The organism is Bacillus sp. FSL K6-1338 (assembly GCF_038006965.1).
GTDB classification, from domain to species: Bacteria; Bacillota; Bacilli; order Bacillales; family Bacillaceae_G; genus Bacillus_A; species Bacillus_A thuringiensis_S.
In genome coordinates, this window is sequence record NZ_JBBOWI010000001.1 from 1,533,214 (window position 1) to 1,545,887 (window position 12,674).

Below are 12,674 nucleotides of genomic sequence, written 5' to 3' on the forward strand. Positions count from 1 at the left end.
CGGGCAGCCCGATTGGTGAGGGCTAATAATCAGTGGGGGATGAACAAAACCCCACTGATTAAAGTTTCACTTTATATATGTTAGTTTGCCATACCTTTTGAAAAAATTGTAGGCTACGGTTGACATCTATTTTAAATAAGAGTAACATTTTCAATGTAATGAAAATAAGTCTCTGTTAGGTGAGGCTCCTGTATAGAGAAATGCTACTGCCCAAAAATGTCGAGAGACGCCAATGGGTCAACAGGAATGATCGAATTAAGGTTTTTCTTAACGTAGCTGGTAATGTACCTATGCTATACAGTGCTAAAACTCGGTGAGGGAGAGGTCCGTAGATTTCTAATTATATTAGAAATCGTTTATTTGTGTATGTAATGGCCACTACTCTCTTAAGGGTAGGGGTCTTTTTTGTTACCAAGCTATGAGTAATTTCATAGTATAAACTATAAAATTAAACGAGGAGGTGAGGAGCATGTCAAATTCTGACTCGGTTCCGTTACCCATATACTTCAAATCAAAAATATATGATGTAGGCAGGAAACGATTTGTTCCTCCCTCTATATTTATCACAATGTAGCGTTTATAAAGCGCTAGACACTTTCACAGTAAAGTGGATAAATTGAGAAACAAAGCGTTTCTTCCTATGTTGTAAAGGAGGAGACGATAATATGTTATATGCAAACAAAACTGTGGGTAACACGTCATATAAACTAAGTAAAAAATCAATAAAAGAACAAACAATGCTTCAAAAAAATAAAGATTTATTAATTGAAATTGCAACAAGAGATGTAAAATCTGTATTTGCATATTTTAAAACAACAAGAGACGGACTATCAATGAAAGAGGCACAAAAACGTATTCAAGTATATGGCCGAAATGAACTAACTTCAAAAAGAGCACTTCTTGCAGAAGTAATGATGAAGCTTGGTGGCATGATCCCAGGTTTTTCAAAACAACGTGTGTGTGATGAATTACAACGTGAAACGATTACTGTATCTAGAGTAGAATGTTCTAGTAGTACAGGGCTAAATAGTGAACTGAAAATGATGGAGATACCAGTGCAAGAACTTGTACCTGGAGATATGATTTTTCTTTCGGCTGGAGATGCTGTGCCAGCTGATGTACGTATTATTTATGCAGATGATTTATTAGTAAATGAGTCTGTGTTAACGGGAAACGAAGCGAGTATAGAGAAGTTTGAAAGCTGCTATCACCTTGAACGTAAACGATTTATTCCATTAAAACGGATGAAAGATTATAATCCACTTGAGCTTGAAAATGTATGTTTTAAAGGTTCGCATATTGTTAGTGGAAATGCAAAGGCTGTCGTTGTTTCTACTGGAAAAAATACGTATTCAGGCATATTGCATACTTGTTGTAGTAGGATGTCTTAATGTGTGAATGGTGCTAAATATACAAAAACCATGTATAATAGACAAAGTTGAGCAAAAACGTAGAATGGTAATCTATTTATATAACCTTACGTGATAACGTGAGGTTATTATTTTTTTAATAGGAGAGGAATTATGAAAAAAGTATTATTAGTTGATGGTATGGCACTATTATTTCGTGCTTTTTACGCAACAAGTGTCTACGGACAATTTATGAAACGACAAGATGGAACCCCTACGAACGGGATTCATGGTTATATGAAACACTTGTTAACAGCTACGCAAGCGATCGAACCAACACATATCGTTACATGCTGGGATATGGGAAGTACGACATTTAGAACAGAATCGTTCTCGAATTATAAAGCAAATCGTGCAGCGCCACCAGAAGAATTAATTCCTCAATTTGATTTAGTGCAAGAAATGACTGCGAAATTATCCATTCCAGTTATCGGTATGAAAGGCTACGAAGCCGATGATTGTATCGGTACGCTTGCAAAACAATATTGCAATGAAGCTGAAGTTTATATTTTAACTGGTGATACAGATTTACTTCAACTTGTTGATAAGAACGTTACAGTTATGCTTCTGCGTAAAGGAATTGGAAATTACGAATATTACACACCGGAGAAAATCATGGAAGAAAAAGGTGTAGAGCCGTGGCAAATCGTCCATGCAAAAGCTTTCATGGGAGATACAAGTGATAATTATCCAGGTGTAAAAGGTATCGGTGAAAAAACAGCGTATAAGCTTATTCAAGAGCACGGAACAGTATCCGCTGTACTAGAAAATGTAGAATCATTAACGAAAGCGCAGCGTACGAAGATTGAAAGTGATTTAGAGAACTTAAATATTTCGTTGCAATTAGCACAAATTCACTGTGAAGTTCCAATTTCATGTGCACTAGAAGAGGGACTACACACAATGGATGAAGAAAAACTTAAATTTGTTTGTGAAGAAATGAATTGGGGAAGACCTGAAATATTAATAAATATGCTATAAATAGTTTAGAAAGAGGGATGTTGCATAAGTCGAACTTTGACTTATGCAACACCTTCTTTTTGTTTTTATAAACAGTATTATAGTAAATAAAATTATGTCGAAATCAATTTTAAATATATAAATGTTTCGACAAGATATAATGATAAAAGTTGATGGAAATAGTAATTTTTATAATGAAGTGAATTAATTTCAACATAGTTTTAGAGAGTCTTTTTTTCGTGTTCACAAAGTTGTCAGAAAATAAACGGAATTTTCATATGAAGTTCAAATAGAATTCACAACAATCAATTATTATAAGGACACACAGATAATTCTTTATCTTTTATATAAACTATCCCCCAAGGAGGACAATGAAAATGAGAAAAAAAGTGAGAAAATCTTTTAAACAATTATTAATTGAAAATAAACAATCACTATTAAATAATAAAGAAAATATGAAAGAAATTGAAGAAAGAATTGAGAAACGACATGTAGCATATAGTGGTGCCAGTAATTAAATAAAATAAAAAAGATAGCCTATATAGGCTATCTTTTTTATTTTATATTGAAAAAACGCTATTCATCTCTTTAATTTTGTAAATATGCAAGATATTTTTATAGTGTTTTTCTATCAATATTACTCATTTTTCGAGGTTGAAATTGGTATATACCAATTTTGAGATTTACTATTCATAATATTACAAAAAATGTTACAATACACTCAAATTTATACTATAAAATCATTTTAATATGAAAAATTGGAATGAAAAGAAAGGAGAGGAATATGAATAAAGATGTCGCTTTGAAATGATTAGTATCATTTCATTAGGAGTTGATGTAAAAAGATGAAGAGATACGAAGAATTGGACTCTATAAGAGGGATTTCTTCATTAGTAGTAATGATTGGTCATCATTTAATGATTTTTTCAGCATTTCAAAATTACAGTTATGAAGATAATAAACCATTTGTTGTGTATCTATTAAAAGAAACACCTGCTCGTCTAATTTTTAGTAGTGGTAACGAATCTGTTATTATCTTTTTTGTTTTGAGCGGATTTGTTTTGTATGAATCTATTCAAAAAAACTATAGTAGCTATGGGTCATACCTTTTAAAACGTATATGCAGAATATATATTCCTTATATTGTGGCAATAATTATAGCGATTATATGCCAGACTACAATTAGTGAATATGGTATTTCTTATTTAAGTGAATGGTTTAATCGCTCATGGACGATTGAAAGTTCTTCAAGCTTAATCGCACAACATATTTTATTGGTTGGGAAATATAATACAGATGCATATAACGGTGTGATTTGGTCGCTTGTCCATGAAATGCGAATATCAATAATTTTCCCGTTAATTTTGATGATTTGCTTACGAAAAACGTTAAGGGGTTCATTACTATTATTGTTTAGTTTTAGTATATGTTCTGTCATCATATTATTTTTGTTTCGTTCGGGCTTAACATTAACAAGCTATGCATTAACTTTGCATTATACGGTGCTATTTTTACTAGGAGCACTAGTTGCGAAGTATAAAAATAATTTAATAGTTTTTTATAGTAATTGTACTAAAAACACGAAAATTGCATGGTTTTTATTTGCGATTTTACTTTTTATGTATGAAGGGCTTATTGGAGAAATGAAAGTGCTCAATAATTTTATATTTCGAGACTATGTAGTGGCGATAAGCGCATGTCTATTTGTCATATTAAGCTTGTCAATATCAACTTTGTCGTCCTTACTACGTAATAAATACTTGTTATATTTGGGGAAGATTTCTTACAGTCTTTATTTATATCATATTATATCGTTATTTTCCCTTATATACATGCTCCATAAAATATTACCGTTGCCTATTATTTTAATTTTTTCACTTGTTTTTTCGTTTATATTTGCAATGCTTTCGTATATATATGTAGAAAAATTTGCATTGAGAGTCGGAAAGTATGTAACAAAACAAGTGGATAGAAAGGAGAAAGGGTTATCTGTAAAGAGTGACTTGCAGGATGTTATTCAGAAAAGGGCGGTGAAATAATTGAAGCAAGAAATGAGTATAAAAGATTTTCAACAATTATTGAAAAGAAGATTCGTAACGATTATTTTAACGATGTGTTGTTTAACCGCTTCTTTAGTTCTTATCTCTATGTATGTTTTAAAGCCGTCATATCAATATTCAACGCAAATTCTTGTTGGGAATTTAGATGAGTTTAATAAGGAAAATTCAACAAATAAAACACAAGAAAATAAGCAACTAGTAACATCGTATGTCGATATTTTAAAAAGCCCATTAATTATTTCAACAGTTAAAAAAACTTTGAAATTAGAGCAATCAAGTTATGAATTAGCACAAAAAATCTCGGTGGTAAATACGGACAACTCACAAATTGTAACTGTTACAGTAAAAGATTCCAATCCGAAAGTCGTGAAAGACATAGTAAAGACATTGGCAGAGCAATCACAAAAAAGCTTTCAACAGTACACAAATGTACAAGGAGTGAAAGTATTAACTGATCCTGAGTTACAGGAACAGGCCGAAAAATTGTTTCCGAAATTTCAACTAATCATTCCTATTTCTTTAATTGTTAGTTTTTTTGTTGGTATAGGTTTAGCTGTATTTCGAGATTATTTTGATGAACGTATATACGTGGAACAGGATTTAGAGAAAATAACTACAGTTTCTGTTATTGGTTACATAAATATGAAACCGAATAGAAAAAAGAAACCTACAGAGGTTGATAAACAATCATCTATATATCGAGGTGAACATGTCGATGTTTAGGACAAAGAAACAGCTGCCATTCAATATGCATGATGATCTGATGAAAGAGCAGTTTTATACGGTATATCACGAGCTGAAAAAATCTGGAAAACAACTGTTCACAGTTAGTTCAACGAAGGACAGAGGTGTTGTTGCCTCGCTTATAGTAAATATGGGGCTAGTGTTTGCGGAAATGAAGAAAAAGGTGTTACTTATTGATGTGAATTTTTCTGACCCTAAACTACATGTATTATTACAAAGTAATCACATGATAACAGTAAACGATATAATAAGTTCTTCCCCCTGCAATTATGAATCTTTTTCTAGTAATTTGTCTAAATACTTATATTGTATTCCTGCAAAAAAAACAGTACACACAGGGACACCCTTAATTGCTATGGATGAATTTGATAATGCGATTGCTAAGTGGAAAGAAGATTTTGATTACATTTTCTTTTATTCCTCTGAAGTATTTGACCTTCCTGCTACGCACATTATTGCAGGGAAGTGCGATGGAGTGGTTTTAGCAGTTAAAAAGCGAAAAGATTCACTACGTACAGTGCAAAAAGTAATAGCGGATATAAAGAGAAAAGAATGTGAATTAATAGGTATAATTTTATATTCTTGAATGTGGGGGTAACGATCCATGATTCGTGAAACAAATCAAGCCAAGTTGTATACGATTCCGGCTCAAGAAAAGCCTAGCATATTGAATCGAAGTGTAAAACGCTTGTTTGATATTATATTTTCAATCATATTGTTACTATTAACGATACCAATTATGTTGTTCTTTTGTATTATGATTACTTTAGAAACATCAGGGGCTCCAATTTACTTTCAAGAACGTTTAGGTATAAACGGGAAGAAGTTTAATGTATTTAAATTAAGGTCGATGGTAAAGGATGCTGAAATGAACGGACCACAATGGGCAAAAGAACATGATCAAAGAATTACAAAAGTTGGATTGTTTATAAGAAAAACGAGAATTGATGAATTACCACAACTCTTAAATATTTTAAGAGGAGATATGTCTTTTGTAGGTCCTAGACCAGAGAGAGAGTTTTTTTATAATGAATTTGATGCGTATATTCCAGAATTTAAGGATCGTTTAATGGTAAAACCAGGCTTAACAGGATGGGCACAAATAAATGGAGGGTATAATCTTGATCCAAAGGAAAAGTTGAGGTTAGACATGGAGTATATTGAAATGAAAACGATTCGGATGGACATCCGTATTTTATGTAAGACCGTTTTAATTGTATTGAACGGTAATGGTGCAAGATAAATATATATGTAAACAAACAACATATGTAAGTAGGTTACTTGCAAAGGAGAACTGGTATGGGTAGATCTATTCTAAATAATATTATCCATCTATTTTATAGCACGATTTTAGCTAACCTTCTTCAGGCTGTCAGTTTAATTGCTTTAGCAAACTTTTTTAACGCACAACATTATGGGATGTTTAGTGTTGCCATAGCAGTGACGTTTGTTATGTTATTTTTTACAGACTTAGGACTTAGTAATACATTTCTTCGAGAAGGGGCAAAGGATGGAGCAGATTTAGAGAAGATTTTATCATCGTATATAAAAACAAGAATGATTCTACTTATTTTTATTTCTATCATCGGTTATATTTCTATTCATTATATGTATGTAGATAAAAATTTAATTTATATGATGATAAACGTAATGTTTTTCATGTTAATAGGATTAACTTGGCAAAACATAGGGATTGCCTATTTTCAACTGACGGAACGTATGAAGTATATAGCGCTCATTAAAGTTGTATCATCATCGGTTGTTATTATAATTACATGTTTTTGTATTTTCGGAGAGTTACCGGTGTATGTAACGGCTCGCTTATATGCTTTTGGGTATATGATCGGCGGTTTATTCAGTATATATATCATGAGAAGAAAGACGAAAATGAATATGAAAGTCGTAATTCATAAAGCGTTATTTTGGCAATTAACTCCTTTTATTATTAGCGGTTTTTTAATAATGGGTACGCCACAATTAGCGCCTATCTTGCTTAACTATACATTGCCATTAAATATGGTAGGTGTTTTTGCAGTGGCGTACCGGATGCCAGCAGCTTTATATCAAGTACCGGGGGTAATTGCAGGTGCATTTTTTCCAGTGCTCTTTAAGCATTATAACCAGAATAATTTAGAAGAGCATACGAAATTAAATTTGCTTCAAATTAAATCAATGGCGATTGTAGGAATATGTATGACGATCGGTTTATATCATTTAGCACCATACTTTATTTCTATATTTTTTCATGAAGAATGGAGCAATGCAGTAGAACCACTCCAAATATTATCATTTCTTATTGTGCTACAAAGTTTAAATATTGCCATTGCTGACGGTTTAACGACGAGTGGATGTCAAAATAAAAGAACTGTTGTGCAGTGTGTAGCATTGGTGATAGGTGGGGTTATGCTTTATAGCTTTAGTAGTATTGGTGGAGTGATAGGAGCGGCATACGCTATGGTTTTATTTGAAATCGTCGCTTTAGTGGGATATATAGCGGTAAGTGTAGTGAAGAAAAAAATTGTATTCCAAATTGTAATACCGTATACAATTTATTTTGGTGTAACCTTTATTGGAGTGCAATATATAGTGCATACATATCATTTGATTGCGCTTGTTCTTAATATACTAATTGTAGTAGCTGCCATATTCCTATATGATTATGAGCTAAAAAAACTTCTTCTTTCTTTTATAAGAAAAATACGCAAAAAGGATTATATTACGAAACAGGGGATATAGCCTATGGGAAATAATATGAAAGTATCGATGGGATGGATTATTCTTCTAATATTATTTGTTATGTTAAGTAAATACAATTTATATATTGGATTTTCATTGAAGGTATATATGATTTTTTTAGTCATATATTTTTGTTTAACAATTAAAGACTTTCATATTCAAAAGTTATATTTTCATGAAGTTGTATTTTTACTGTTTTATTTCATTTATTGTTTAAGTGGAATTCTTTCTATGTATTTAAATGCTAGTATTCGTATGATTTTTGGCGTGCTACTCGTTTTAGGATGCTATTTTATAATGAGGAATTTATTGGGGAATACTGAAATAGTGGTACTTGAATCATCTATTGCTTATGTAGGAGTAGTATTTAATGTTGTAAGTCTAATACTCTATATAATCGGTTTACAATACTTTGGTTTATACGGTGGAGAAGAGAGAGAAATTTTTGCTGGGTTATTAGTTGATAGAGGATATCCACGGTTAATTGGATTGCTAGATGATCCTAATATTTTCATTTTCTATAATACAATATTTTTTATGTACTATATGACGAATTTACAAAATATCACCAATATATTAGGGTTGATTTTATGTGTTACGACGAGTCTATTAACCTTTTCAAGGGGCGGTATATTAGCTCTTGTACTTGTCGTTTTTGTATATATATGTATGTCTAGTTTCGTTAAAAAAGTAAAAATAATTATGAGCTTAGTATTGTTTAGTTTAGTTATTTTTAGTTTATCGAATAGTGTAATGGGGGGCCAATTAGATGACATATTAAATAAACGAATCTCTGATTTTTCCCATGATAATGGAAGTGGTAGATTTACATTATGGGAAGCTGCTTTTAAATATTATTTATCCAATCCATATATCGGAATCGGTGCTTTTAACTTTTCGAATTATTATGAGTATCAATTTAATGAAAAATTATATGTACACAATACATTTTTAGAAATTTTGTCTGAATCGGGTACAATTGGTTTTCTTCTATATAGCGCGTTTTTATTCATATTAATGTTCAAGCTAGCGCAGCATACTTTATTTCGTGAAAAACCATACCTTCTATTGACTATGATTGCATTTTTATTTCAGATGATGTCATTGTCACTCATTATTAACGAAGCGTTCTTTTTATTTTTAGCAGTTGTTGTGAAGTATATTTCAATATATGAAGGAAGGAGAAAGATAGATGGTAAAATGTCTATCAGCACATAACGAGCCGCCTTATGTTTCTGTAATAACACCTTCTTATAATAGTATACGATTTATAGGTGAGACAATTTTATCTGTACAGAATCAATCGTATGAAAACTGGGAAATGATTATCGTTGATGACTGTTCAACCGACCAATCTGCCGCAAAAATTAAAGAGATAATAGAAGGAGACTCACGAATTAGGTTATTATCATTAAAAGAAAATGTCGGTGCTGCTAAAGCTCGGAATTTAGCGATTCAAGAGGCGAGAGGAAGGTACATTGCCTTTTTAGATAGTGATGATATATGGTTGCCGCATAAATTGAAGACACAATTATTATTTATGGAAGAAATGAATATTGCTTTTTCATATGCGTCGTATAGTTTAATTGATGAAAATGGTAATGAACTAAATCGCGAAGTGAGTGTACCAAAATCTGTTGACTATCATTATTTAGCAGGGAATACAATTATCGGGTGTTTAACAGTGATGATTGATCGTGAAAAAATTCCGTATGTCGAAATGCCTAGTATACAGCCGGAAGATACAGCGTTATGGCTGAACTTATTACATGAAGGGTATGAAGCAAAAGGGATACAGCAAGTATTAGCAAAATATAGAATTGTTACAAATTCTGTTTCTAGAAATAAAATTAGAGCAGCTTTCCGGTATTGGAAATTGTTAAGGGAACAAGAACGACTGAATTCGGTGCAAATTTTTTACTATTTTAGTAAGTATGCTTATCATGCTTATAAAAAAAATAAAATCAATGTAGTTGGGAAGACGCAATTATGAATATACTGTTGATGACAGATAAATTGATAACTGGCGGAGCCGAGAGCTATTTCTGTAAATTGGAAAGTAATTTGCATTATGAGGATTTTGAGATTTATACAGCTGCAGGTAATGGAGAACTATATGAATCTCTTACTAGAAAAGAAAATTTTATATTACTTAGTCGATGGAATCATTTGAGAAATATTTATTATTTACGAAACGAAATTTGTAAACGAAAGATAGAACTTATTCATGCAAATAGTTTGCGAATGGTATTATATGCTTTGCTACTTCAAAAGTTTATTAAAAAAAAGATAAAAATTGTTTATACGAAACATAATGTAACGATATTAGAAAAGAAAATGCCAACGCTTTTTCGTTATTTCATGAATAAATATGTGAACAATATTATTACAGTAAGTGAGTTTGAAAAGAATAATTTAATCTCAATTCATGTAGCAGAAGAAAAAATAAATACAATTTATAACGGTGTCGATATTGAAAAGTTTTTATTCCAGCAGAAAAAGAAAGAATCTACATATAAAATAGGGATATTAGCTAGATTATCCAAAGAGAAAAACCATCAACTATTTGTCAAAATTGCAAATGTGTTGAAAAAGAGACATGATTTTCTGTTTTATATTGCTGGTGATGGACCAGAGAAAGAATCGATTATGAAAGAAATAGAAAAATATGGATTGCGACAAAGTGTAAAGATGCTAGGAAATATTTCAGAACCGCATGAGTTTATAGGGAAAATGGATGCCTTACTTTTATTATCTTTTCGTGAAGTATTTCCAATGGTAGTAATTGAAGCGATGGCTACAGGGACACCAATTGTTTCAATAGATGTTGGCGGAATACATGAAGCGGTAATAGATGGAGAATCAGGTGTTTTGGTATCTGAATATTGCGAATTGGAATTCGCAAGTGCACTGGAGGAACTACAAGGGAATGAAGAAAAGGTAAATGCTATTAGACTCGAAGCACGAGAGAAAGCAGTGAGGTATTTCTCGTTAACTAAAATGATAGAAGAAACGAAAAATATATATGAATTAAACAAATGACCGGGTAGGTCGTTTGTTTTTTTTATTATAGAAACTTTTAAGAGAGAACTCACATATTATATGAAAAAGGTAATATGAGGAGTGAATTTATTTTGTCAGAATATATTTCTTCCCAAGAAGGTTGTGTGCCAGAAAGTAGCGTTCATATTAATTGTTTTGGCGCAGTTCCGAACTCAGGAAATGATAGTTCATTAGCAATTCAACAAGCTATTGATTATTGTGTAGCTAACCGAATTTCGACGGTAAGAATTACAGGAGTAAATACGTACAAAATTGTAAAGCCAATTGTTATTAAATCAAATGTAAGATTAGAGTTAGATCCTACCGTAACGCTGCAAATTGATGGGGATTTTAATGCATTTGAGCTACAAAGTAACGCTTCGGTAATTGGTGGTACTATTCAAGTTATAAATCCATTGTTTCAATCTGCTGTTATTTATGTTTCTGGTTCACAACAAATCGAAGTACCTAATCAATCGGTTATATCAAATATAAATATAGTAAATGCAACCCCATCGTATAAAGGAAAAGCTATACATTTTTATTGTCAAAAGGCATGGGATTTTATTAGTTTCTTTCAAGTTAAATTTATTCAAATTAAAAACTTTCAAACTGCAATACATTTGAAGACAGAATATATAAATGATATCAATACACCTTGCTGGATTAACGCCAATGTATTTCAATCTATATTTATTGATGGATGCGGGTATGGGATTGAAGTAGATGGAAATAGTGATTTGCCAAATGAAAGTTCAGGAAATACGTTTCATGATATTCAAGTGCAATGTAGACAACAAACGAAAAAAGTAATTCGTTGCTCAGGTGCGTATAATACATTTGATTGTATGATTTGGGATACGTACCGGATGAGTAGTGAACAAATTGTCATTGAATTTTCTTCTAATTCTCATCGTAACTACCTTTTTTCAAATCTGCTTTCGACAACTATTGTAGATAAAGGGCAATACAATGTTTGTAAGTCTACCTATGAAGAATCTCTTCGAATTCAGTTACCGATTACGTTAAATAAACCTCACTTAATAGGCAATCAAGATGATATATTAGTAAATGCTCAGCAAAAGTATATTGTTAAGCAAGTAAGTGGGAAAGTACCGTACGGTGGAAATCTCGCAAATTGCTTTAATTTAATAGATGAACAAAGTGTAAACTATATTGACGTTCCAGATAGTAATCCAGTTGTCATTGAACTGGATTTTACGAAAAAACCAATACAAATGTTAAATTGTTTTGGAATGTATTTTGGATGGGGAGAAAGCGCGAAAAAAATTAAAATTGAATATGCATTAAGCGCAACTGGAAATTGGGTTATCGCATCGGATGTTCCATTAAATGTAGGCGATACAATTATATCGAATATGAAGGCGAATCAACTATATAAAGTAAGAATTACATTAAGTGGTTATTCTCAAGATCATAAGCGTTTTCGAATTAATCGCATTTTTGCAAGGTCTTCTATGGAAAATGGGAATGCTTGGTTAGCTACAACTGGTGGAAGAATGTTTGGAGATATTGAAATAGAGGCAAGTAAAGGCATAATCATGAAGACAGCTAGTGGAGTGAAATGGAAAGTTACTATTAATGAAGCTGGCCAACTTATTACGACTAAAATAACTTGAGGTGATGCTTAATTGTATATCCTTGGACGAGTTATAACGTAGTGTGATAAAGGCAATGAAAAAGAGATTGTAATTTGGTTTCA

The 12,674-nt window shown here is 31.7% G+C and carries 12 protein-coding genes and 1 riboswitch; all 12 genes read left to right on the plus strand.

The genetic code is table 11. From position 1 onward, the window contains the following. Positions 1-164: 164 nt before the first annotated feature. A riboswitch (M-box (ykoK) riboswitch) is annotated at positions 165-330 on the plus strand. 335 nt (positions 331-665) lie between these two features. The 12 genes from NZ044_RS08165 (at position 666) to NZ044_RS08220 (ending at position 12,591) form a co-directional block, all read left to right on the plus strand. Continuing rightward, the gene (locus NZ044_RS08165) at positions 666-1,391 is read left to right on the plus strand and encodes a P-type ATPase (protein ID WP_000964950.1); all 726 of its coding nucleotides are present in this window, start codon (positions 666-668) and stop codon (positions 1,389-1,391) included. Positions 1,392-1,523: 132 nt separating this feature from the next. Beyond that, positions 1,524-2,390: a 5'-3' exonuclease gene (locus tag NZ044_RS08170; RefSeq protein ID WP_000757068.1), complete on the plus strand. Its 867-nt coding sequence runs from the start codon at positions 1,524-1,526 to the stop codon at positions 2,388-2,390. 356 nt (positions 2,391-2,746) lie between these two features. Next, positions 2,747-2,887 carry an FbpB family small basic protein gene (locus NZ044_RS08175; protein WP_001228048.1) on the plus strand — a complete coding sequence of 47 codons (141 nt, stop codon included), beginning with the start codon at positions 2,747-2,749 and terminating at the stop codon, positions 2,885-2,887. Positions 2,888-3,214: 327 nt separating this feature from the next. Beyond that, positions 3,215-4,408 (plus strand): acyltransferase family protein, encoded by a 1,194-nt coding sequence (locus NZ044_RS08180; protein WP_000833052.1) that lies wholly within the window; start codon positions 3,215-3,217, stop codon positions 4,406-4,408. Continuing rightward, entirely contained in the window at positions 4,409-5,152 is a 744-nt protein-coding gene (locus tag NZ044_RS08185; protein WP_000807060.1) for a YveK family protein, read from the plus strand. Next, a complete protein-coding gene (locus NZ044_RS08190; RefSeq protein ID WP_041488115.1) occupies positions 5,139-5,759 on the plus strand; it encodes a CpsD/CapB family tyrosine-protein kinase in 621 nt (206 codons plus the stop codon). Before NZ044_RS08185 ends, NZ044_RS08190 begins: the two co-directional genes overlap by 14 nt. A gap of 18 nt (positions 5,760-5,777) precedes the next feature. After that, on the plus strand, positions 5,778-6,416 hold the full coding sequence (locus tag NZ044_RS08195; RefSeq protein ID WP_000617647.1) for a sugar transferase: 639 nt from the start codon (positions 5,778-5,780) through the stop codon (positions 6,414-6,416). Positions 6,417-6,472: 56 nt separating this feature from the next. Beyond that, a complete protein-coding gene (locus tag NZ044_RS08200; RefSeq protein ID WP_000533720.1) occupies positions 6,473-7,909 on the plus strand; it encodes an oligosaccharide flippase family protein in 1,437 nt (478 codons plus the stop codon). Positions 7,910-7,912: 3 nt separating this feature from the next. After that, complete coding sequence (locus NZ044_RS08205) at positions 7,913-9,127, plus strand: O-antigen ligase family protein (RefSeq protein ID WP_000527867.1); 1,215 nt, start codon at positions 7,913-7,915, stop codon at positions 9,125-9,127. After that, complete coding sequence (locus NZ044_RS08210) at positions 9,102-9,902, plus strand: glycosyltransferase family 2 protein (protein WP_000237677.1); 801 nt, start codon at positions 9,102-9,104, stop codon at positions 9,900-9,902. Before NZ044_RS08205 ends, NZ044_RS08210 begins: the two co-directional genes overlap by 26 nt. Beyond that, a complete protein-coding gene (locus NZ044_RS08215) occupies positions 9,899-10,951 on the plus strand; it encodes a glycosyltransferase family 4 protein (protein ID WP_001023692.1) in 1,053 nt (350 codons plus the stop codon). The genes NZ044_RS08210 and NZ044_RS08215 overlap by 4 nt, the downstream gene beginning before the upstream one ends. Positions 10,952-11,043: 92 nt before the next feature. After that, entirely contained in the window at positions 11,044-12,591 is a 1,548-nt protein-coding gene (locus tag NZ044_RS08220; protein WP_000006070.1) for a hypothetical protein, read from the plus strand. Positions 12,592-12,674: the final 83 nt, after the last annotated feature.

What these genes read in the sequence shown, in the direction of transcription:
- NZ044_RS08165 (WP_000964950.1), top strand. Translation starts at nt 666, where the DNA reads ATGTTATATGCAAACAAAACTGTGGGTAACACGTCATATAAACTAAGT.
- NZ044_RS08200 (WP_000533720.1), top strand. Translation starts at nt 6,473, where the DNA reads ATGGGTAGATCTATTCTAAATAATATTATCCATCTATTTTATAGCACG.
- NZ044_RS08175 (WP_001228048.1), top strand. Translation starts at nt 2,747, where the DNA reads ATGAGAAAAAAAGTGAGAAAATCTTTTAAACAATTATTAATTGAAAAT.
- NZ044_RS08170 (WP_000757068.1), top strand. Translation starts at nt 1,524, where the DNA reads ATGAAAAAAGTATTATTAGTTGATGGTATGGCACTATTATTTCGTGCT.
- NZ044_RS08190 (WP_041488115.1), top strand. Translation starts at nt 5,139, where the DNA reads ATGTCGATGTTTAGGACAAAGAAACAGCTGCCATTCAATATGCATGAT.
- NZ044_RS08180 (WP_000833052.1), top strand. Translation starts at nt 3,215, where the DNA reads ATGAAGAGATACGAAGAATTGGACTCTATAAGAGGGATTTCTTCATTA.
- NZ044_RS08205 (WP_000527867.1), top strand. Translation starts at nt 7,913, where the DNA reads ATGGGAAATAATATGAAAGTATCGATGGGATGGATTATTCTTCTAATA.
- NZ044_RS08210 (WP_000237677.1), top strand. Translation starts at nt 9,102, where the DNA reads ATGGTAAAATGTCTATCAGCACATAACGAGCCGCCTTATGTTTCTGTA.
- NZ044_RS08195 (WP_000617647.1), top strand. Translation starts at nt 5,778, where the DNA reads ATGATTCGTGAAACAAATCAAGCCAAGTTGTATACGATTCCGGCTCAA.
- NZ044_RS08215 (WP_001023692.1), top strand. Translation starts at nt 9,899, where the DNA reads ATGAATATACTGTTGATGACAGATAAATTGATAACTGGCGGAGCCGAG.